Origin of the sequence: Taklimakanibacter albus, assembly GCF_016595235.1 — a bacterium.
Lineage (GTDB): Bacteria > Pseudomonadota > Alphaproteobacteria > Rhizobiales > Aestuariivirgaceae > Taklimakanibacter > Taklimakanibacter albus.
In genome coordinates this window covers 2,147,078-2,169,651 of sequence record NZ_JAENHL010000008.1, presented here as the reverse complement: position 1 = coordinate 2,169,651, position 22,574 = coordinate 2,147,078, and the positions used below count along the sequence as shown (strand labels likewise).

17 protein-coding genes are annotated in these 22,574 nt (G+C 63.4%); 7 read left to right on the top strand and 10 right to left on the bottom strand.

Features of this window, described 5'->3' with window-relative positions:
- Positions 1–55: 55 nt before the first annotated feature.
- Complete coding sequence (locus tag JHL16_RS33320) at positions 56–1,009, bottom strand: ABC transporter substrate-binding protein (protein ID WP_200189136.1); 954 nt, start codon at positions 1,007–1,009, stop codon at positions 56–58.
- A 161-nt stretch (positions 1,010–1,170) separates the two neighbouring features.
- Here JHL16_RS33320 and torR point away from each other — a divergent pair, with 161 nt between their 5' ends.
- Entirely contained in the window at positions 1,171–1,890 is a 720-nt protein-coding gene (torR, locus tag JHL16_RS33315) for a two-component system response regulator TorR (RefSeq protein ID WP_200189135.1), read from the top strand.
- On the opposite strand, the gene torS is transcribed toward torR, so the two are convergent.
- A complete protein-coding gene (gene torS, locus JHL16_RS33310) occupies positions 1,854–4,742 on the bottom strand; it encodes a TMAO reductase system sensor histidine kinase/response regulator TorS (protein ID WP_200189134.1) in 2,889 nt (962 codons plus the stop codon). The two genes, torR and torS, sit on opposite strands and share 37 nt — an antisense overlap.
- A gap of 58 nt (positions 4,743–4,800) precedes the next feature.
- On the opposite strand from torS, the gene torT reads away from it, so the two are divergent.
- Positions 4,801–5,865, top strand: a complete 1,065-nt coding sequence (gene torT / locus JHL16_RS33305) for a TMAO reductase system periplasmic protein TorT (protein WP_200189133.1) — start codon at positions 4,801–4,803, stop codon at positions 5,863–5,865.
- A gap of 33 nt (positions 5,866–5,898) precedes the next feature.
- Here torT and JHL16_RS33300 read toward each other — a convergent pair whose 3' ends face one another.
- On the bottom strand, positions 5,899–6,636 hold the full coding sequence (locus tag JHL16_RS33300) for an outer membrane protein (protein WP_200189132.1): 738 nt from the start codon (positions 6,634–6,636) through the stop codon (positions 5,899–5,901).
- Between the two features lie 281 nt (positions 6,637–6,917).
- Entirely contained in the window at positions 6,918–8,519 is a 1,602-nt protein-coding gene (rtcR, locus tag JHL16_RS33295; protein WP_200189131.1) for an RNA repair transcriptional activator RtcR, read from the bottom strand.
- Positions 8,520–8,709: 190 nt separating this feature from the next.
- On the opposite strand from rtcR, the gene JHL16_RS33290 reads away from it, so the two are divergent.
- The 4 genes from JHL16_RS33290 to rtcA all read left to right on the top strand — a co-directional run bounded on the left by JHL16_RS33290 (position 8,710) and on the right by rtcA (position 13,585).
- Entirely contained in the window at positions 8,710–10,269 is a 1,560-nt protein-coding gene (locus JHL16_RS33290; RefSeq protein ID WP_200189130.1) for a vWA domain-containing protein, read from the top strand.
- A gap of 441 nt (positions 10,270–10,710) precedes the next feature.
- Positions 10,711–11,256 carry an RNA 2'-phosphotransferase gene (locus JHL16_RS33285; RefSeq protein ID WP_200189129.1) on the top strand — a complete coding sequence of 182 codons (546 nt, stop codon included), beginning with the start codon at positions 10,711–10,713 and terminating at the stop codon, positions 11,254–11,256.
- Between the two features lie 5 nt (positions 11,257–11,261).
- Positions 11,262–12,497 (top strand): RtcB family protein, encoded by a 1,236-nt coding sequence (locus JHL16_RS33280; RefSeq protein WP_200189128.1) that lies wholly within the window; start codon positions 11,262–11,264, stop codon positions 12,495–12,497.
- 71 nt (positions 12,498–12,568) lie between these two features.
- Positions 12,569–13,585 carry an RNA 3'-terminal phosphate cyclase gene (rtcA, locus tag JHL16_RS33275; protein ID WP_200189127.1) on the top strand — a complete coding sequence of 339 codons (1,017 nt, stop codon included), beginning with the start codon at positions 12,569–12,571 and terminating at the stop codon, positions 13,583–13,585.
- Between the two features lie 182 nt (positions 13,586–13,767).
- Here rtcA and JHL16_RS33270 read toward each other — a convergent pair whose 3' ends face one another.
- Positions 13,768–14,871 carry a mandelate racemase/muconate lactonizing enzyme family protein gene (locus tag JHL16_RS33270; protein ID WP_200189126.1) on the bottom strand — a complete coding sequence of 368 codons (1,104 nt, stop codon included), beginning with the start codon at positions 14,869–14,871 and terminating at the stop codon, positions 13,768–13,770.
- 71 nt (positions 14,872–14,942) lie between these two features.
- Here JHL16_RS33270 and JHL16_RS33265 point away from each other — a divergent pair, with 71 nt between their 5' ends.
- Complete coding sequence (locus tag JHL16_RS33265; RefSeq protein ID WP_200189125.1) at positions 14,943–16,544, top strand: GMC family oxidoreductase; 1,602 nt, start codon at positions 14,943–14,945, stop codon at positions 16,542–16,544.
- Here the strand turns inward: JHL16_RS33265 and JHL16_RS33260 are convergent.
- From JHL16_RS33260 to JHL16_RS33240, 5 genes are all read right to left on the bottom strand, one after another.
- Positions 16,537–16,992, bottom strand: a complete 456-nt coding sequence (locus tag JHL16_RS33260; protein WP_200189124.1) for a hypothetical protein — start codon at positions 16,990–16,992, stop codon at positions 16,537–16,539. The genes JHL16_RS33265 and JHL16_RS33260 overlap by 8 nt on opposite strands.
- A gap of 81 nt (positions 16,993–17,073) precedes the next feature.
- The gene (locus JHL16_RS33255) at positions 17,074–18,873 is read right to left on the bottom strand and encodes an ABC transporter ATP-binding protein (protein ID WP_348647315.1); all 1,800 of its coding nucleotides are present in this window, start codon (positions 18,871–18,873) and stop codon (positions 17,074–17,076) included.
- Positions 18,874–18,883: 10 nt separating this feature from the next.
- Positions 18,884–19,801: an ABC transporter permease gene (locus JHL16_RS33250; RefSeq protein WP_420884581.1), complete on the bottom strand. Its 918-nt coding sequence runs from the start codon at positions 19,799–19,801 to the stop codon at positions 18,884–18,886.
- Positions 19,802–19,806: 5 nt separating this feature from the next.
- Complete coding sequence (locus JHL16_RS33245; RefSeq protein WP_246771244.1) at positions 19,807–20,793, bottom strand: ABC transporter permease; 987 nt, start codon at positions 20,791–20,793, stop codon at positions 19,807–19,809.
- Between the two features lie 30 nt (positions 20,794–20,823).
- A complete protein-coding gene (locus tag JHL16_RS33240; RefSeq protein WP_200189122.1) occupies positions 20,824–22,416 on the bottom strand; it encodes an ABC transporter substrate-binding protein in 1,593 nt (530 codons plus the stop codon).
- Positions 22,417–22,574 lie beyond the last annotated feature (158 nt).

Here is a 22,574-nt window from a genome sequence, read left to right as displayed (position 1 = left end):
CCGGAAACGGGCGCGGCTGCATGCGCCGCGCCCTTCGCTTTGGTTCAGCGCAGGCTTACTGCAGCCAGGCCTTCCACACCGCCTCATTGTCGGCGATCCACTTCTTCGCGGCATCCTCGGGCGTCATGCCGTCGACATCGACCATCGCGGCTGCGGCGGCGATCTGCGGATTGGTGAAATTGACCTTCTTGAGGAACGCTGCCGCCTTCGGCCATTTCTCGCCGAGCTGCTTCGAGCCGGCCTTTTTCAGATAGCCCTTGGCCGGTGCGCCGCAATCATAGACCGCGTCGGGATTGGAGCCCCATTTCGGATCGCTGAGGCAGGCCGGTTCATAGACCGGGAATTCCACGAACTGCCCGTCGAACTTGGCTTCGATGAAGTTGGGCGTCCAGTTGAACAGCACGATCGGCTCTTTCCGGTCATAGGCCGCCTGCAATTCGGCCCACAGAGTGGCGGCCTGGCCGACCGGCACTTCCTGGAAGTTCATCTTCAGGGCCTGGATGCGCTCCGAATAGTGCTTGCCCCAGTCCGCCGGCGGTCCGACGAAGCGGCCCTTGCTGCCGGTCTCGGCGGTGGCGAGCTTGCCGGCGCAGGCATCGAGCGCCTTCCAATCGGGCAGGCCCGGGCACATCTCATTCATGTATTTGGGATACCACCAGTCTTCGCGGGTGACCGCTTCATGCGCGCCATAATCGACCGCGCCGCCGGCCAGCGCCTTCTCGAAGGCTTCCGCCTGCGAGCCTTCCCAGACCTCGACCTGGAAATCCATGTCGCCGCCGGCAAGGGCCGTATATTGCAGCTGCGTGTCGGACGATTTGTATTCGACATTGGTGCCCTGCGCCTGCAGGATCTGGCCGAGGACATTGGAGAGCACCAGCTGGCTCGTCCAGTTGTTGGTGATGATCCTGATCGGATCGGATGAATCTTGTGCCGAGGCGCCGGTTGCGCCCGCTGCCAGCATGGCCGCGCCCACGACTCCACTTTTCACGAAACGCGTGACTGCTCTCATAATGATCCTCCCCGGCGGACGAGGCTTTGATCGCTCACGCCTCCCGCGCTGCTTTTTGCTTGTGAGCTGATCCGGGAAGGCTATCGGCCGCGTGTTAATCTGTTGGGTGAGCTTGGTGAAAACATTGGCGGTATTTGTGAAAAATTGTTAAAACGAAAGACATGAAGCCGTCCGCCGCTCATATCGTCATCGTCGAGGACGATCCCGTGACCCGGGCGAAGCTCGCCGCCTATTTCTCGGAGGCCGGCTATCGCGTGAGCGAGGCGGAGGACGGCGAGGCGATGCGCGAGATCCTGGCCGAGCGTCCGGCCGATCTTCTGATGATCGACATCCAGCTGCCGGGCGAGGACGGCCTGGCGCTGACGCGTGAGCTGCGCCAGGGCTCGGAAGTCGGCATCATCCTCGTCACCGGCCGCACCGATACGGTCGACCGCATCGTCGGGCTCGAGCTCGGCGCCGATGATTATGTGACCAAACCATTCGATCAGCGCGAGCTTCTGGCGCGCGTCAAGAATCTGCTGCGCCGGGTGCAGCGCGCCGCCTCGGCGCCTGAAGCCGGATCGGTGCGCCGCTTTCTCGGCTGGACGCTCGATCTCGGCAGCCGCACCTTGCGCGGCGCCGATGGTGATTTCGTCGACCTCACCCGCGCCGAGTTCAAGGCGCTGGCGCTGCTCTCGGCCAATCCGGGCAAGGTTCTGTCGCGCGACCGGCTGCTGCATGAGATCGCGCATCGCGATTGGGATCCTGCCGACCGCACTGTTGATGTGGTGATCCGCCGGCTGCGCCAGAAGCTCGGTGACGATTCGCGCCATCCGCGCATCATCGTCACCTCGCATGGCGAGGGTTATCTCTTTGCCGCCGCTCTCGGCCGCTCGTCCTGATATCCGTTCAGCAGCGTGGCCGCCTCGGTGCTCGCCACGCGATAGGCCGCCTCGCAGCGGTCGAGATGCCGAAGCACGGCCTGGTCGTCGCGCTTGCCGGCACTCTGCTCGAGCGCCCTTGCGTCGCGGCCGAGCTGTGTGAAGCCGGCAGCGGTGGCGGTGCTGAAGGTCGCATGAGCCATGGCTCTCAGGTCGTCGAAATCATACCGCTCCAGCGCCCCCCGCATGCGGGCGAAGCGTTTCGGCAAGGTTTCATCGGCGAGCGCCAGGATCCGGCGCATCGCATCGGGGCCGAGCTCTTCGATATCGGCGGCGAACAGCGCTTTGTCTATTGCCGCGCCTGTGTCGCTCACCAGCCCGATCGCCTCGGCGAGCGCTTCGAGATTGAGCGGCTTGGCGACATAGGCATCCATGCCCGATGCCAGGTAGCGTTCCACCTCTTCGGTGAAGACATGCGCCGACATGGCGATGATCGGTGTCTGTGCCCCCCCGCGCCTACGCAACTCCCGCGCGGTGGCGATGCCATCCTTGCCGGGCAGGCTGATATCCATCAGCACCAGATCCGGCGCGATCTCGGCGAAGCGGGCAACCGCCTCGTACCCATCCGGCACGGTTTCCGCACTGTGCCCGAGCATGGCGAGGAACTGACCGGCGACGAGGCGCGTGGCCGCATCGTCCTCGACCACCAGCACGTTCAAGGCCGGCCCCGTGCCATGGGCATTACGGCTAGCGCTCACGCGAATCGGCGTGGCGACCGTCGCCGGCGCCTGAGTGATGTCCAGGGTAAACAGGCTGCCTTCGCCGGGTTTCGAGGTGACGGTGAGACGGCCGCCCATCGCTTGCGCGAGGCCGCGTGAAATGGCGAGGCCTAGTCCGGTGCCGCCATAACGCCGTGTCACCGAGGCATCGGTTTGCGTGAAGGAGTCGAAGATGCGCTCCTGCTGGTCGGGCGCGATGCCGATGCCGGTATCCTTCACGCTGATGCGCAGCCGATCGCCGGCTTCCGTTTTTTCCGTCACGGTGGCTTTCACCGTGATCTCGCCTGTTTCGGTGAATTTGATGGCGTTGCTCACCAGATTGAAAACGATCTGACGTAATTTTCCGGCATCGCCCGCATAATGTTGGGCGAGCTTGCGGTCGACTTCGAGCGCGAGCTTCAGCCCCTTCTCCTCGGCCGAGGGGCGCATCAGCGCCATGACACCGGTCATGAGATCGGAGAGATCGAAGGTTTGCCTGTCGAGCGTGACCTTGTCGGATTCGATCTTCGAATAATCGAGAATGCTGTTGAGGATGCCGAGCAGCGTCTCGCCGGAATTGGCGGCCACCGTCACATGCTTGCGCTGCTCGGGTGAAAGTTCTTCCTCCTTGAGGATCCTCAGCATGCCCAGCATGCCGGTCATCGGCGTGCGGATCTCATGGCTCATGGTGGCCAGAAATGCCGATTTCGCGCGGCTCGCCGCCTCGGCCGCTTCGCGCGCCTGGGCATGACGCGCCACTTCCTGCTCGAGCTCCCCGGTGCGCTGATGCACCAGATCCTGCAGCTCCTCGCGGTGCCGGCGCAATTCCTCATGATTGCGCGCCCGCTCGACCTCGAGCGCCTGGCGCTTGCGCGTCTCGTCGCGGAAGGCCACGACGGCCGAGGACAAAGCGCGCAATTCCTTGGCCCCTTCCTCCGACACCTCGACCGACAGGTCGCCGACGGTCAGCTTCTGCATGGCCCCCGACAGGGCGCCGAGCCGGCGCACGATGCCGCGCTCGACATAGAACCAGACGATGAGGCCGGAAAGCGTGATCGCGATGAGCGAAAGCGCCAGGAGGACATAGAGCCCGGCATCGACCGCCTGCTGCGCCTGGGCCGATGCGGTGCGGGCGGCGCTCTGCGAGGCGTCGAGCATGAGCTGCGCCACCTGGCTCACTTGTGCCGAGAGATTGCGGTTCGCCTCCGCCACGCTTTCGAGATCATCGCCGATCGCGATCAGCCGCAGTCTCTCGCCGAACAGGCTGAGGCCCACCGGCGCATTGCCGGACGCCGCATCGAGGATCTTGAGGAAGCCCTGCGCCTGCTCGCGCCGCACCGGATCGTCGATGCTCGCCACCCGGCGGCGCACCACGCGCAGATGCTCCTCATAACCCCGCGCGATCTCGGCCACTTCATTGCGGTCGGTGGTGCGGGTGAGCTGATTGGCGAGGAGGCCGATCTGCGAGCTCCTGAGGCGCAGCTCCCACATGCGGTCGAGCAGATAGATGTCCTGCTCGATGAGACGGTCGAGCGCCTGATAGGCTTCCTCGCGCCGCGCCGGGTCGTCGATGAGCCCGTAGAGGCCCGAGATCACGGCGGACGTGCCGGCGGATGTATTGGAGACCAGCGTTTCCGACAGATCGACGATCGCGGTGGCGGCGCGGATGGTGCGCTCGGCGCGGTCGGCGAAGCTCTGCTGCAGCTGCAGTCTTTCCTTCACCAGCCGGTTCTGCGCGGTGAGATTATGCATGAGCGCGCCCACCGTGCCGGCGAGCTTATCCGTGGTGGCGCTGTCGAGCGAAGCGAGGCTGGCGTCGCTCACCGACCGCTTGATGTCGGCGGCGAGGTCAGCCAGCTCGGCTTCCTGCGCGGCGCGTGATGTCTCGTTGCGGACCGCGTTCAGCGCCGGCGCGCTGGCGACCAGCCGGGCGCTGGTCTCGGCGGTGCGTTGTGCCGCGGCGACCGCCGGCAACGCTTCCTGGTTGATGCGCGATTGCGTGGCGGAGATGTCACGCAGGATGAGCCAGCCGGCGACGCCCGAGGAAAGCGACAGCGCGGTGATGCCCAGAAAGGCGAAGAACAGACGCGCGCCAATTCCCAATCTTGACAGCATTGCCGCTCCACCGGAAGTTTTGCTGCGAGAAGATGACCGAAGGGCTCATGATAGCGTGATGAGGCTCCTAAGAAAGAAAACTCTGCTGGCTGCGGTCCTGGTGCCGTTTCTCTCGCTGTCGCCTGCGGGCGGGCAGGAGGTCTGGCAGGTCGACCGTTGGACGCCGGCTTTCGATTATGGCGGCACGGCCGAGACCTACTCTTATGCACCGCTCACCGCCGCCGAAAGGCCCTGGCGCATCTGCGCCTCCTACCCGCATCTCAAGGATTCCTATTGGCTTTCCGTCAATTACGGCATGGTCGAGCAGGCCCGCCGCCTCCAAGTGCGGCTCGAAGTGGTGGAGGCGGGCGGTTATCCCAATCTGGAGCGCCAGAAGGCGCAGATCGCCCAATGTGCCGCCAAGGCCGATGCGCTGATCGTCGGCACCGTCTCGTATGATGGGCTCACGCCGGAAATCCGCGATCTTGCCCGCCGCATGCCGGTCATTGCCGCGGTGAACGACATTGACAGCAGGGGCATCTCGGCCAAGTCCGGCGTCTCCTGGATCGCCATGGGCGCCGCCATCGGTGATTATTTCACGCGGTTGCATCCCAAAGGCGGCAAGCCGGTCAAGGTCGCCTGGTTCCCCGGTCCCAAGGGAGCGGGCTGGGTCGATTTCGTGCGCCGCGGCATCGAGCCTGCTCTCGCGAAGAGCTCGGCCAATATCGTCGCGGTCAAATGGGGAGATACCGGTTTCGAGGCGCAGCTGCTTCTGCTCGAGGAAGTGATCGAGGAATATCCCGACATTGATTATGTGATCGGCAGCGCCGTCACCGCCGACGCCGCGGTGAGCCTGTTCCGCGCCAAGAATCTGACCGGCCGCATCGGCATCCTCGCCGACTATTTCACCCACAGCACCTATCGCGCCATCAAACGCGGCAAGGTGATCGCGGCCCCCACCGATCAGCCGGTGATGCAGGGCCGCATCGCTGTAGACCAGGCGGTGCGCGCGCTCGAAGGCACGCTGTCGGCACGCCATGTCGGCCCCCGGATCGAGATCGTCGATCAGGCGAGCCTCAAGCACATCGACGCCGGCAACAGCCTGGCGCCGGCCTGGTTCCGGCCGATATTCGAGGTGAAGTGATGCGTGAAGGGACGGCGCCGGCGCGCCGCGGCCTTACGGAGAGAAGTGCCAGCTCAAGCCCGCGCGCACGGCGTGGAAAGTGTTCTCGAATTCGAGCTTTTCGATCGGCGTCTCCACACCACCTGCTTCCACATCCGTGTTGCCGAGATCGGTGTAGCGATATTCGATCCGGGCACTCAACTCGTCGGTGAAGGCATATTCGAGGCCGCCGCCGAGGGTCCATCCCCATTCGGTATCCGAGTTCGAGTTATCGAAGTCCGACTCGTCTATGAAAGCGGAGACTTCGACCCCGCCGACCGCAAGGCCGCCTGTGGCGTAGATGAGGGCACGATCGAAGGTGAAACCGGCGCGCAGCCGCAGCGAGCCGAGCCAGTCGATTTCCTGGCGCGCGTCGCCGACATCTTCGTTGGTCGTACCATCGTCGGAGTGGATGATGTCGGTATCGCCGTCAAGGTCGGCATATTCGATGTCGCCCTCGACGCCGAGAACCAGGCTGTCGGATTGCCAATTGTAGCCGGCATGGAGACCGCCGAGGAAGCCATCCATCTTGATCGAGCCGTCATCCAACGGGTGAAAAGTTACTGCCCTGGCCGCCAAAGCGGCTTGTTCTTCCCCTTCTGGTTTGACGTCGTTGTCGCCCCAGCCATAGCCGGCCTGCAGGCCGACATAGGGTCCGGTCCAGTCATAGGCGGCAGGTTCGATGATATCGGCCGCCTGCGCCGCCGAAAGCATCGCGCATGTGGCAGCGGCGGCAAGAAGGAGTTTCTTCATAGTGGTTGTCCCCGTTGAATGGCCTCTCCGTAAGGTTTTGTAACACAGGGTAATTTGGAGTTGATCCGGTCTTCGCCCAGGATGAGAGGATTCTGGCCGACTGTGGCCTTTAAGTCACAGCAGCGCTTCGCTGGAAGCAGGGAGTTGTTTCAATCCGATCCATGAGCTGTGCCCCAGAGACGGACAGGCCTGTAAGTGCAGCAGTTTTGACGGAAATCCGGACCGCACCTCGCCGGTCTTCGAGGCGAAGTGATCCGTAGCCCTTGATGACAGCAAAGCGCTCACCCTTTCCCGCTCACCGTGGCCCAGTCGAGATCGAAGCGGGCGAGATACTTGCGCAGGCGGTCGGCATCGTTGCCGCTGGTCTTGGTGGCGCGGGACGCGGCGAAGAGCCGGCGGCCCGCGGCGCTGAGCGACGCGCTGTCGCGGCACACCGTGATCACTTGCGCGAGCTGCGCCTGGTCGAAGAGATCGATGCGGGCAAGGCGCCCTTCGGGGAAAACCTCGTTCAATATGTCGCTGAGCTGGCCGCGCCGGCCACCGGACCACAGGTCTTTCAGCCGTCCGATCTCTTCTGTGACGGTCTCTTCGTCGATGCGGCCCTTGGGCGCCAGCGTCACCATGCGGGTGATCGAGGCGGAGAGGTCGCGGAAATTGGCGCTCCATTCCGCTTGGGTCGAGGTGGCGAAAGTGACGAAGCGGGCGCGCGCCTCCTTGTTGAAGGTGATCTTGGCACCGTCGTCGCGCGCATGGCGCTCGAGCTCGAAATCGATATTAGGCTCGATATCCTCCGTCCGCTCCTTCAGCGCCGGCAGCATGAAGGTCCACAAGTTCAGGCGCGCCAGGAGATCCTCGCGGAATCGTCCCTGACGCACCGCTTCGTTGAGATCGCGGTTGGTGCCGGCGATGAGCTGGAAGTCGCTCGCTGTTTCCTTGTCGGCGCCGACGGGCAGGAAACGTTTCTCCTCGATGGCGCGCAGGATCATCGCCTGCTCGTCGAGGCCGAGCTCGCCGATCTCGTCGAGAAACAGGAGCCCGCCATCGGCCGATTTGAGCAGGCCCGGCCGCGCCGATTGCGCGCCGGTGAAGGCGCCCTTCACATGGCCGAACAGCGAGGACATCGCGGTGTCGCCGCGCAAGGTGGCGCAATTGACGTCGACGAACGGGCCTTCGATCTGATGGCGGCTCTTCTTGAGCTCATGGATGCGCCGCGCCAAGTGCGATTTGCCCGCGCCCGTCGGACCCATGAGAAGGAACGGCGCCCTGGAATTGATGGCGACCTGCTCGATGCGGTCGATCAGCCGGTTGAAGGCCGGGCTGCGCGTGGCGATACCGGATTTGAGGAAAGAAGCGGCGTCACGCTGCTCTGCCCTGAAACGGGTGGCGATGCGGTCATACCGCGACAGATCGAGATCAATGATGCGCATCGGGCTCGTGATGTCGCCGCGCGCTTTGCGGGGCGGTGAGAGCTGCATGAGCTTCGCCGGCACATGGCGCGTCTCGGCCAACAGGAACCAGCAGATCTGCGCCACATGCGTGCCGGTGGTGATGTTGATGAAATAGTCTTCGTTCTCGGTGTCGAAGTGGTGGCCGCGGGAGAAATCATGCAGCGCGCCATAGACCTCCTCGAAATCCCACGGGTCTTTCAGATTGATGATGACGGGTGCCACCTGGGTCTCGGGCGAGACCTGGGCGATGTCGCGTGTGAGCCTCTCGGTCAGGCCGGCCGCATGATGATCATGGATGAGCTCCAACCGGTCGACGATGAAGTCCTCCTGCTGGCACACGGCGATGGTCGGCCGCCAGCGCTCCCAGCGGCTCTCCCATTTGCCGGTATCGAGCGTCGTGCCCACGAAGCCGATGACGACGTTCTTCTTGGTCATAAGGAATTATACGATAGGATAATTTACTATCCAATAGTATTGGAGTTCAGGTAGATCGTTTATCCAAAATCAAAGTTCGGAAAAATAAATCACCAGTTATATCAATGGGATATAAAAAATATCACGCGGCCAGAACCGGTTGGCACGCGCGCTGCAATAGAGGTTTTCGTCAACAGAAGGACGAAGACCAATGGCAAGCAAATCCGTGTTTGCATCGACGATCGGAAAGCTGCTTCCGCGTGCGAATGCCTGGAACCGCGAGAAAGCCCCGGCCTATGGCTTGGAGCCGCGCGCCGCGCTGGCGCAACTGGCCGCCACCGGGACCTTCAACCGGACCTTCTATGCCGAGCCGCGGGAGCAGCTCGCCGAGGTCTTGAAGCTGGCCCGTTTCGTCGATGCCGCCTTCATCGCCAAGACGGCGATCTATGCGCGCGAAAAGGGTCATATGAAGGACATGCCGGCGGCGCTGCTGGCCATCCTCGCCACGCTCGACACGGGTGATTTCGCCAAGGCGTTTCCGCGTGTCGTGGTGAACGGTCGGATGCTGCGCAACTTCGCGCAGGTCATCCGCTCGGGCGCGGTCGGCCGCAAGTCCTTTGGTTCGCGGCCCAAGCGGCTGATCCTCGCCTGGCTGGCCCAGGCCTCGGATGAAGAGATCTTGCGGGCGAGCATCGGCAACGATCCCTCGCTGGCCGATATCATCCGCATGGCGCATCCGAAGCCGCAGTCGAAGACGCGCGAAGCGCTCTATGGCTATGTGGTCGGCCGTCCTTATGACGTCGCCCAATTGCCGCAGATCGTGAAGGACCTGGAAGCCTTCAAGCGCGACCCGACGCTGCCGGTACCCGACGTGCCGTTCCAGTTGCTGACCGCGCTTCCGCTGACGCAGAAGCAGTGGGCGGCGATTGCCGAAACGGCGTCCTGGCAGACTTTGCGCCAAGGCCTCAATACCTTCGCGCGCCACGGCGTGTTCGGTATTGCCGGCATGTCGGAGCGTGTTGCCGAGCGGCTTGCCGATCCCTACGCGATCGCCCGCGCCAAGGTCTTCCCCTACCAGCTGATGGCGGCCTATGCCGCCTCGGCCGGGGAAGTGCCGAAGGTCGTGCGCAACGCTTTGCAGGAGGCGATGGAAATCGCCATCGGCAATGTGCCGAAGCTCGACCAGCGTATCGTCGTGTGCCCGGACGTTTCGGGCTCGATGGCGTCGCCGGTGACGGGTTACCGCAAGGGTGCTTCGAGCGTGGTGCGCTGCATCGATGTCGCGGCCCTGGTGGCCGCGTCGTTCCTGCGCCGCAACCGCGAGGTCGAGGTGCTGCCCTTCGAGCAGGATGTGGTCGACATCGACCTCAATCCGCACGACACGGTGCTGACCAATGCGCAGAAGCTGGCCGGCATCGGCGGTGGCGGAACCAACTGCTCGGCGCCGCTCGAGCGGCTGGCGCGCCGTAAGGAGAAGGTCGACCTCGTCGTCTTCGTTTCCGATAACGAATCCTGGGTGGATGCCGCCAAGGGTGGTTACGCGGGAACGGCGACGATGCGGGCCTGGTCGAAGGTCAAGCGGGTGAACCCTGGGGCGAAGCTCGTCTGCGTCGACATCCAGCCCTACACGACCACGCAGGCCGTGGAGCGTGCGGATATTCTGAATGTCGGAGGTTTCTCCGACGCGGTCTTCGAGATGATCCAGGCTTTTGCCGAGAACGGCTTGAGTGCGGATCATTGGATCGGCGAGATCGAGAAGATCAAGCTGTAACAATAACGGACTTCGGGGCGTCGCCCCCGGAGTCCATCGGATTGGTGAATGCGGACAGGACTACAGTGGTATCTGCAACTGGCCGGAAGGCCGTCTTGTCCGATCTTGTCACCGCCAGCGGGCGAATGCCTGCGGGACTACAGCACCAGGTAGAGTAGAGCGCCTGTCTGTCATGGACAGGAGGTCGGAGGCGCAATCCTCCCGCCGGCGCAAGCCGGTCGTAGCTCAGGAAACGTCTCGCAAATTTCGTCGCCTGATGGATTAATGAAGAAACAGACCCTTACGAATGCCGATGGAACTACAGACTGTTAATCTCCAGGTCGCGGGTTCGAGTCCCGCCAGGTCCGCCATCTATGGACCTGTAGCTCAGATGGATAGAGCGGGTTGTTTCATCACCTCCTTGTCGTAAGGGCCTTGTCTAGTTGAGTGAAGAAAAAGAACATGGAAAAGAACATCACCAGGCTCAGCAAATTCCTGAGCTATGTCTTGCGCCACGCGCCCGAGGAAATCGGCCTCGTGCTGGGCGAGGGCGGCTGGGTCGCGACGGATGATCTCATCGCCAAAGCGCGCGCCAATGGCCAGGATCTGACGCCGGATATCCTGCGCGAGATCGTCGCGACGAATGACAAGAAGCGCTTCACGCTATCTCCTAACGGGATGCGGATCCGGGCGGCGCAAGGTCATTCGGTGGCGGTCGATCTTGAGCTTGCGCCCGCAGCCCCGCCTGCCGTGCTGTATCACGGCACGGCGGCCGCGGTGCTGGACAAGATCCTGGCTGAGGGCCTGAAGCCGCAGGCGCGCCGGCATGTGCATCTCTCCGCCGACCGGGAGACGGCGCGCAAGGTCGGCATGCGGCATGGCAAGCCGGTCGTCCTGCTGGTCGCGGCAAGCCGGATGCGGGATGACGGCCTGTTTTTCTACCAGGCCGACAATGGCGTCTGGCTGACTGAGGCCGTGGCGCCGCATTATCTGACTGTGAAGGACTGACGACGATGGAACGCTCTTACGATTTTCTGGCCGATGCGGCGCCGCATGAGCATGGGGCGCCGGTCAAGATGTGGACGCGCGGCGTGCCCGTCGACGAGGCATCGAAGAAGCAGCTCGCCAACACCGCCAGCATGCCCTTCATCTATAAGTGGCTGGCGGTGATGCCGGATGTGCATTTCGGCAAGGGCTCGACCATCGGCTCGGTGATCCCGACCGTCGGCGCCATCATTCCGGCGGCGGTCGGTGTCGATATTGGCTGCGGCATGATGGCGGTGCGCACCTCGCTTATGGCGGGTGACCTGCCCGACACGCTTCTGCCGTTGCGCTCGGCGATCGAGCAGGTCGTGCCGCATGGCCGCACGGTTGCGCGTGGCACGCGCGACAAGGGTTCCTGGCATGACCTGCCGGAAGCGACATCGGAAGCCTGGGACGGGCTCGCTTCGGGATTCGATGCGATCGTCGCCAAGCACCCGAAGCTCGCCAAGGCCAACACGGCGGTGCATCTCGGCACGCTCGGTACCGGCAACCACTTCCTCGAGGTCTGCCTCGATGAAGTGGACCGCGTGTGGTTCATGCTGCATTCGGGCTCGCGTGGGGTCGGCAACCAGATCGGGTCCTACTTCATCGAGAAGGCGAAGGAGGACATGCGGCGCTGGTACATCAACCTGCCCGATACCGACCTTGCCTATTTCCCGGAGGGCACCGAAAACTTCGCCGATTATGTCGAGGCGGTGGAATGGGCGCAGCATTTCGCCATGACCAACCGTCAGGTGATGATGCGCCATGCCATCGACGCCGCGCGCCGGGTGATCGAGAAGCCTTTCGAGGCGCATCTCGAGGCGGTGAACTGCCACCACAACTATGTGGCGCGCGAGCATCACTTCGGCAAGAACGTGCTCGTCACCCGCAAGGGCGCCGTGCATGCGGGCGAAGGCGTGATGGGCATCATCCCGGGCTCGATGGGGGCCAAGTCCTTTATCGTGCGCGGCCGCGGCAATCTCGAAAGCTTCTGCTCCTGCTCGCATGGGGCAGGGCGCGTGATGTCGCGGGCCGAGGCCAAGCGTCGTTTCACCGTGGCCGACCACATGGCCGACACGGCCGGCGTCGAATGCCGCAAGGACGAGGACGTCATCGACGAGACGCCCAAGGCCTATAAGGACATCGATGCCGTGATGGCGGCCCAGGCCGATCTGGTCGACATCGTCCACACCCTGCGCCAGGTCGTCTGCGTGAAGGGGTAGCCTTTACCTCACGCTGAGGTGCCCGGCGCAGCCGGGCCTCGAAGCGTCCCTCAGAACTAAAGGACAAGACTATGCTGACCATCGACGGGGCCGAGGGCGAGGGCGGGGGACAGATCCTCCGCTCCGCTCTCACCCTCTCGATGCTGACGGGAACACCCTTCCGCATCGAAAATATCCGTGCCGGACGTTCGAAGCCGGGTCTGCTGCGCCAGCATCTGGCGGCGGTACGCGCCGCCGCGCAGATCTGCGGCGGCGACGTAAAGGGCGCCGAGCTCGGCGCGACGGCGCTCGATTTCGTGCCGGGCACGATCACGCCGGGTGACTATCATTTCGCCATCGGCTCGGCCGGCGCCGCCTGCCTCGTCTTCCAGACCATCTTCCTGCCGCTGGCGCGTCAGGCAACGCCGTCGCGCGTCGTCATCGAAGGCGGCACGCATAATATCTCGGCGCCGTCCTTCGAATATCTTGACCGTGTCTTCCTGCCGGCGGTCCGGCCGACGGGTTTCGAAGCGCGCCTCACTCTGTGCCGGCATGGCTTCCATCCGGCGGGCGGCGGCAAGCTCGAAGCGGTGATCGGTCCGGTGCGCCCCGCCGCCAAGATCATGCTGGAGGATCGCGGCGCCCTGCTGTCGCGACAGGGCGAGGCCGTCTTCGCCAATCTCGCCGTCGATATCGCCCGCCGCGAGGCCGTCAAGCTCACGCGGCTTCTGTCGCTGAGCGAGGACGAGGTGAAAATCCGCGAGGTCGAATCCTCAGGCCCGGGCAACATCCTGTGGATCGAGATCCGCCATGAGCGCGCCGTCGATATCTTCAGCGCCCATGGCGCCTTCGGCGTGACGTCGGAAGAGGTCGCGGTCAAGGTGGCGCGCCAGGTTGAGAAATACATGGCGAGCGAGGCGGCCGTCGGCCCGCATATCGCCGACCAGCTGCTGATGCCCCTGGCGCTCGCCCGCGGCGGTCGTTTCACGACCTTGCGGCCGACGCCGCATACGCGCAGCAATATCGCGGTCATCGAGCAGTTCCTGCCCGTCGAGATCACCATCGGGGATACACGTCAGGGGGATCGGTTGATTGTGGTGGTGGTGTAGCTGCCGATCCTTTCCCTCCTACCCCCTTGCATCCCCGCTCACAGCCATTGGAGATTGCAAAATTGCGGCCACGGAGAAATCCGCTGTTCCGCGGCCTTCCGCGAAATCCCTGTAGATCCCTGCAGATCCGCTGCTAATCCCCTGTAGATTCCGCTGTTCTTTTACAGGGGAAGAACAGCGGATCAGCCGAGTTCGCTGACCTTGTGCTGGGCGCGGTCGAGCCATTGCGGATTGACCTCGACACCCCAGCCGGGCCGGTCGGAGATTTCGACATGGCCGTCGACGACCTTATACGGGTCCTCGACGAAGAGCCCGTCCTGCCAGGGATAATAATCGAGGCCTTCGATCGACAGCTCGAGGTATTTTCCGGGATTGTCGATGGCGGCGAGGAGATGCATCGTGCACAAGGTGACGAGCGAGAGATTGGCGCTGTGCGGCGTGCAGGGCAGCCCCGCTTGTGCGCCGAGGCGCGCGACATGCAGCGTGCGCAGCATGCCGCCCAGATACATGACGTCGGGCTGGATGATGTCGACCGCACCCATCTCGATCATCCGCTCCCAGGCGGTGAACTCGCAATCCTGCTCGCCGCCGGTGACATCGAGGCTCAGCGCGTCGCGCACCTCCTTCGTCTGGGCGAATTCCCAATAGGGGCAGGGCTCCTCGAAATGGCCGATGCCTTCATCTTCGAGAAGGCGTCCGACCTCGATGGCGCGTTTCGGCGAATAACCGGAATTGCCGTCGACCAGCTTGTCGATGCCGTCGCCCAAGGCGCGCGAGACGAGCGGCACGATCTTCTCGGTGCGGCCCGGCCATTCATCGACATCGCGGCCGCATTCGGCGCCGACGCGCCATTTGAAGGCGGTGAAGCCTTTTTCATCGCGCAGTTTGAGGAAGCGCCGCGCCTCGTCCTCCGGCGTGATGTCGCGTTTCATCGAGGAGGCATAGGCACGGATCTTTTTAGGCCTGCCGCCGAGCAGCGACACGACCGGCTTGCCTTCGAGCTTGCCGCGCAGGTCGAGCAGCGCCGTATCGAGCCCGGTCGTGGCGCGCCGCAAATAGGAGCCCGGAAATTTATGCTCCTTTTCATTGATGCGCTCGAGCGTCGGGCCGAAGTCGATGGCATCGGTGCCGAGCGCATGGCGCGCCACCTGGCGGTGGAAGATCTCGGCGGTGATGTCGGCATTATAGGTCGAGAGCTGGCCCCAGCCCTGATCGCCGGTATCGGCGGTCACGCGGACGAAGCCGACGAACTCATTGGCGAATGTCTCGAGTTTTCTGATGATCATGCCGTTGCACTTCCCTGAGGCCCGATCTTGGCATAGGCTCCTGTCATCTAAAACTCAATTCCATCAGCATCATGTGGGACTACATCATCATAGGCGCGGGCTCGGCCGGCTCGGCGGTGGCGGGGCGCTTGAGCGAAAGCGGCCGTCATCGCGTGCTGCTGCTCGAAGCGGGTCCGTCCGACCGCAATGTCTGGATCAGGATGCCCATTGGTTACGGCCGCACCTTCTATGACAGCCGTGTCAATTGGATGTATCAGACGGAGCCGGTGCCGGGCTTCAACAACCGCATCAGCTATTGGCCGCGCGGCAAAGTTCTGGGCGGCTCGAGCTCGATCAACGCCATGGTCTATTCCAGGGGACAGGAGCAGGACTTCGCCGAATGGGAGGCGCTGGGCAATGAAGGCTGGGGCTGGAACGATGTGCTCGCAACCTATCGCAAGCTTGAGGACCATGATCTGGGCGCCGGTCCCCATCACGGCGCCGGCGGGCCGCTCCATGTGACGACGATCGACAAGGAAGCCCATCCGCTGAGCCGCATCTTCATCAAGGCGGCTGAGGAAGTGGGCGTTCCCTACAGCCCCGATCTCAATGGCGCGACCATCGAAGGCGCCGGTCTCTATCAGATCACCACCCGCAAGGGCTTTCGCGAATCATCCGCCTCCGCCTATTTGCGCAAGCGGCCCAATCTCGACATCGTCACCGGGGCGCAGGCGACGAAGATCATCTTCGAGGGCAAACGCGCGGTCGGTGTCACCTATCGGCAAGGCGACATGTTGCGTGAGGCCCGCGCCACAAGGGAGATCATCCTGAGCTCCGGCTCGATCGGCTCGCCGCAGCTGCTGCAGCTCTCCGGTATCGGCCCGGCTGCGGTGCTGAAGGCGCAAGGCATCGATGTGCTCCTCGACAATGCGGCTGTTGGGCGCAATCTGCAGGACCATCTCTGTTATGATTTCACCTACAGAACGTCGGCGCCGAGCCTCAACACGGTGCTTTATCCCTGGCACGGCAAGCTCAGAGTGGGCCTGCAATATATACTGACGCGTAAGGGCCCGTTGTCGCTGAGCCTCAACCAGGCCGGCGGCTATTACCGCTCGAAGCCCGGTCTCGCCGCACCCGACATCCAGCTTTATTTTTCGCCGCTCACTTATGAAAAGGCGCCGCCCAAGACCAGGCCTTTGATGAATCCCGATCCCTTTCCGGGCTTCTACACCAGCATCTCGCCCTGTAAGCCGAAGAGCTCAGGCCACCTCGAGATCCGCTCATCCGATGCGCGCGAGGCGCCGGCGATCTATCCGAATTATCTGTCGGCGCCTGAGGATCTCGCGGTGATGGTGGAAGCGGCGCGTTTCCTGCGCAGACTCGGCGAGGCGCCGAGCTTGGCCGCGGTAATCGAGACCGAGCTCAAGCCCGGTCCTCAGGTCGCAAGCGATGAGGCCTTCGCCGATGACATCCGCAACCGGTCCTATTCCGTCTTCCATCCCGTCGGCACCTGCCGCATGGGGCCTGACCCGCGGAGCAGCGTCGTCGACCCGCAATTGCGTGTCCATGGCGTCAGCGGGCTTCGCGTCATCGACGCCGCGATCTTCCCGACCATCACGTCGGGCAACACCAATGCGCCGTCGATCATGGTGGGTGAGAAGGGCGCCGCCCTGATATTACGCGACACTAACTGACGGGCGTCACGATATCGGTCAGCATGATCGCGGCGAGCACGGCCTGCAGGCTGATCGAGGCGGTGCGTGGCCAGTTGTAGCGGATGAGCTCGCCGATCACCTGGAAGTCCTTGCCGTGTTTCTCGAGCAGCGCATGGCGCGGGATTTCGAGGAACAAGGTCACCGCGAGACCGACGAGGCCCGCCGCGACATTGAGCCAATAGAGCCAGGCCGGAACGGAGCCGGGTCCCCAGAAGATCAAGGCCAGCGGAAACAGGAAGCAGGTGAAGCCCGGCAGGATCACCGGCAGTGGAATGTGACTCGCATAGAAATGGTGATAGGTCACATAGTCCCGCTCACCCACCATCTTGAACAGCGGATAGATGACGATCTGCACGAACCAGATCTGGCCGAAGCAATAGAGGACGAGGGCGGTCCACAGCACGAGAACGATGTTTGCGATATCCATGGGGACACATACGGCCCAGGCTAAGTTCTATTCCTCTTCACCTTAACTCCCCCTTCTCCCGCAGGCGGGAGAAGGGAAGCTTCATACAAACGGAAAATGACAGGCCACACCGCCGCGGCCGTCGCCGAGTGGCGTGAAGGCCGGCTCATCTGTCCGGCACAGATCCTGCGCCTTGGGGCAGCGTGAGGCGAAGGAGCAGCCTGTCGGCACATTGATCGGGCTCGGCGGCTCGCCTTCGACCAGGCATTCGGCCGGGTTGAACGGACCCTTGTCGAGCACCGGCACGGCGGAGAGCAGAGCGCGTGTATAGGGATTGCTGGGCTGATCGAAGATCTGCGCATTACCGGCATTCTCGACGATCTTGCCGAGATACATCACCGCCACCCGGTTGCAGACTTTGCGCACCAGCGCCAGGTCGTGCGAGATCACCAGATAGGTGAGGCCGTGTTTCACCTGCAGACGCTCGAACAGGTCGATGAGTCGGCTCTGCTCGGCGGGGTCGAGCGAGGAAAGCGTTTCATCGAGGATAAGCAATGTCGGCTCGAGCACAAGGGCGCGGGCGATATTGACGCGCTGACGCTGCCCGGCGCTCATGCCGATCGGCAGCCTTTCGGCATCCTCGTCCTTGAGCCCGACTTCGTGCATCACCGCGCGTACTTTGTCGCGCGCTTCCGCACCCTTGACGCCGTGAATGTCGAGCGAAGTGCGGATCGTGCGCGCCACCGACAGATGCGGCGGCAGGCAGTTGTAAGGATCCTGTAGCAGCAGCTGGAAACGCCGGCGCATGGCGAGGCGCTCCTTGCCCCTGAGGCTCGCCATGTCCTTGCCCTGGAATACGATGCGCCCGGCATCGGGCTCCTCGATCCAGCTCAGCAAGCGCGACAGAGTGGACTTGCCGCAGCCCGATTCACCGACGAGCCCGACATTTTCGCCGGGCCGGATCTCCAGCGTCACGCCGCGGACCGCTTTGACGTCGAGCGTGCCGGTGAAGCGGGTGCGGTCGGGCACACGATAGGTCTTGACGACATCCGCGACCAGCAGCAGCGGTTCGCTCTTGGCCTCCTTGGCTGGGGCGGGCCGTGGGACATCGACATTCTGCCCCCAGATGCGCGGCGAGCTGTCGATCAATCGTTTTGTATGGGGCGAGACCGGTTTCGCGATGACGGCGCCGATGCCGCCGCGTTCGATGATGCGCCCCTTTTCGAGAACGAGCAGATCGTCGATCAGCTCCTTGGCGACCGGGATCGAGGCGGTGAAGAACACGATGGCCGTGGCGAGATCGCGTTCGAGGCCGCGCAGCAGGCGCACGATCTGCGCCGCGATGGTCACATCGAGCGGCTGGGTGATGTTGTCGCAAATGAGGATCTTCGGCTTGGCGACGAGCGCGTCGACGATGGCCGCGCGCTGCAGCATGCCGCCCGAGAACTGATAGGGATATTCATCGAAGCGGCGCGCCGCGGAAGGAATGCGCACCTGGTCGAGAAGATCGAGCACCCGCTTCTTTGCCGCATCGCGGCTCGTCCCGGGCACGACGGCGCGCAGCTTCTGGGCGATCTGCACGCCGATAGGAATGGTGGGGTCGAAGGACGTGCCCGGATCGGAGCCGATATAACCGATGGTGCGGCCGCGGATCTGGCGCAGCTCTTCCGGTTTGAGCGTCGTCAGCACGCGCCCGTCGATCGACACCGATCCGGCGGTCTGGCGCAGCGGCTCCGGCACCCAGCCGGTGAGGGCGCGCCCGAGCACCGTCTTGCCGGCTCCACTTTCGCCGACAATGCCGATGAGGCCGCGCTCCGGCACGCTGAAGCTGACCTCGTCCAGAATGACGCGGCTCTCCGTTTCGCGCGCCAGCTCGACCGAAAGGCCTGCGACGTCGAGCACCGGCGTGCGCTCAGATCTGGCCGGAGAAAAGTTTGTTGCGGGCGCGTTCAAGCGAGGCTCCCATGAGGTTGATGGACAGCAGAGCGAGCAGCAGGAAGGCGCCCGGCATGGTGGCGATCCACCAGGCATTGATGAGATATTTGCGGCCGTCGGCGATGATATTGCCGAAGGTCGGTGTCGGCGGTTGGACGCCGATGCTCATGAAGCCGAGGATCGCCTCGAAGATCATCATGCGGGCGAGATCGAGCACGGCGACGAAAGCGATGGGCGGCAGGATATTGGGCGCGATCATGGTGAGGATGATGCGCCAGTGCGAGGCACCGAGAATATGGGCGGCGCGCACATATTCCTTGTTGCGCTCGCTCAAAGTCACGCCACGCGCCACCCGCGCATAGACGGGCCAACCCGAGACCGCCAGTACGAAGATGATGAGCGGCACCGTCGGGCGCGACACGGTGAGGAGCGTAATGGCGAGGATGATGAGCGGGATCGAGAGCTGCGCATCGGTGAGGCGCATCAGCAGCGCATCGACCACCTTGCCGAAATAGCCGGAGATGAGGCCTACCGCCGAGCCGAAGAAGAACATCAGGAGCACGGTGGTGAAGGAGATGCCGAGCGCATATTGCAGCCCGATCAGCGAGCGTACGAAGAGGTCGCGGCCCAGATGATCGGTGCCGAGGATATGCGTCCAGTCGCCGCCCGGCAGGAAGATCGGTGGCAAATATTTGTTCTTGATCTGCATCTTGCCGGGATCGATGCCGGTGAGCAGCGGCACCAGGATCGATGCGGCGACGAGCAGCAGGATGACGATGAGTCCGAAGCGGAACTCGCGCTGCCGCCAGGTCTCGCGCCAGAGCCTGGCGCCGGGACTGGCGCCGCGCGCGGCCGCGCCGGCGGCGGCGAGTGAGGTTGCGGTCGTGTCGGTCACCCTGGTCACAGCTCCACGCGCGGGTCGATCTTGGCGCTCACCAGGTCGACGAGGATATTGGCGATGACGAAGATCGCCGAGGAAATGATCGAGATGCCCTGGATCACCGGATAGTCGCGCTGGCTCACCGCCTGCACGGTGAGAAGGCCGAAGCCCGGATAGTTGAAGATATACTCGACGATGAGCACGCCGCCGAGCAGGGCGCCGATCTGCACCCCGAAGAGATTGAGATTGGGTACCGCGATATTGCGCAGCACATTGCGCAGGAAGATGGTGTGGGACGGGATGCCGCGCACATGGGCAAGGGCGATGAAATTCTGCCGCACCGCCGCCGCGATCGACACCGACAGCGAGCGGATGAACAGCGGCGCCATCTCGATGGCGATCACCGTCGCCGGCAGGATCGTATAGGCGAAGCCCTTGTAGCCGATAGAGGGCAGCCAGCCGAGCTGGGCGGTGAGCAGGAAGGCGAGCACGATGCCGAGCCAGAAATTCGGCAGCGAGACGAAGATGGAGGAGAGATAGACCGCGAGCCGGTCGGGCCAGTGGCCCTGATTGAGGCCGGCGGCGACGCCGATCGGCACCGCGATCAGCATGGCGATGAACAAAGCCACCGCGGCGAGCTGCAGGGTCATCGGCAAGGAGCCGGTCATCAGCCGCATGACGCTGGCGCGCTGGGTCTGGATGTCGTCCTGGGTGGCGCCGAGCGACATGCCGCTTTCGGCGCGGATATAGGAGGTCCCGAGATCGCCGCGGAACACATTGGCGATATAGGCCAGATACTGCACCGGGATCGGATCGTTGAAGCCGAGCTCCTCGGTCTTGCGGTCAATGGAATCCTGGGTCGCCATCGGACCCAGGATCAGCCGTGCGGGTGTGTCTTTCTTGCTGTCGTCCCAGCGCAGGATGGTGAAGATGGCCATCGAGACGAGGAGCATGATCACCACGCCCTGTAAGGCCCGTCTCAGCAGAAACCGGAATACGAATCCCAATGGCCGATCTCCCTTAGGGGTACGACGATATCAGGTCGCGCTGTACTGCGCCTTGGTCACGTCGAGCGGGCCGTTCGGGTAGAAATAGGCGCCGTCGAGGCTCGCCCGCATCGCATGCAGGTTGACCGAGGTGAAGAGCGAGAAGGACGGCAGCTTTTCCATGATCTTCGGCGTCGTCACCGTCTGGATGATCTTCTTGCGCTCTTCGGGATCGGCGGTGCCGCGCTCGAGATCGAGCGCTGCGTCGATTTCCTTGTCGCGGATGCCGTTGACGAGGCCGCCTTGCGGGCCGGCCGAGCCGTGGAACATCGAACGCAGAACGAGATCGGGCTCGGGCGAGCCGGTCGACCAGCCGACATCGACCATGTTGTCATGCGGCACGCCTTCCTTGGCCTGGTAGATCTTCTCGACCCACGCCGCCACTTCGAGCACCGTGAGCTTCACCGGAATGCCCTGCTCCTGCAGCATCGCGGTGATGACCTCGCCATATTCCTTGGTCTTGGGATAGAAGCCGGTGCCGGTCAGATATTCGATCTCGGGCAGGCCCTGGCCTTTGGGATACCCCGCCTGGTTGAGCAGCTCCTGGCATTTCGCCGGGTCGTAGCTCGGATAATCGGGCAGGTCGACATAGCCGAATTTGAGCGGCGAGATGTAGTTGGACGAGGCATGGCCGGCGACGCCCATGACACCCATGATCTGCTCGCGGTCGATGGCATGCGCCACCGCGCGCCGCATCAGCGGATTGTCGAAGGGCGGCTTGTTGCAGCGGAAATGCAGATATTTGTTCTCGGTCGAGATGGTGCGCTGCGTCTTGACCCGATTGTCGGAGACGAGCGTCTCATATTGCTCGGGCTCGAGGCGCTCGATGATGTCGATCTCGCCGCCGAGCAGGCCGAGGACGCGGGTGGTCGCATCGCCGATATAGCTGAAGCGCAGTTCATCGAGCAGCGGCCGGCCGTTCTGGAAGCCGTCATAGGCCTTGAGAACGGTGGAGTTGCCGTCCTGCTTGACGAACTGGAAGGGGCCGGTGCCGTTGGGATGCGCCTGCAGCCGCTTCGGATCCGCCACATCCGCTTTGGACATGATCGGCAGGAAGCCCATGAGGAAATAGAGCGCGCTCGCCGGATAGCCGCCGGCCTTGGTCGAAACACGCGCGGTGAGCCGGTCGACGACCTGCACCTCGACCGGGCCCGGATACCAGGCGGCCGGACGTGTCGCCTGCGAGGCATATTCGAGCGAGGCTTTCACGTCCTCGGCCGAAAAGGCGGCGCCGTCGTGGAATTTGACGCCGTCGCGCAGCGAATATTCGATCGTATAGGGGTCGATGATCTTCTGCCCGGTCGCCAGCTCCCACACGATCTCGTCCGGCTTTTCGGGGCGCATCGGCGTGCGGAACAGCTGGCCGAAGATGAAGCCCTCGAGATTGATCTGGGCGAGCGAGGTGTGGGATGTCGGATCGAAGCTCGCCGTCACCGGCTCGCCCGATCCGAAAATGAGGGTCTTACGGGTGTCGGCATAGGCCCGGCGGATGAAGGGTGTGGCGAGTGTCGAGGCCGCCGCCCCTCCCAGCGCCAATGTGTTGAACGACCGCCGGCTCAGACTCCGTCCCTTGGAAAGGGTCATCGTTTCTCTCCCTATGTGGTTATAAACACACATTTTCCAACATGAGGCCGTGGCGCGAGGCATGCGAACTCAGGCGGAAAACGCGTTTACCCTTTAATTATTGGAGATTTTTATAAGGCAGTTGCACAAGCGGTCAAGAGGGATTATGCCTGTTTCGA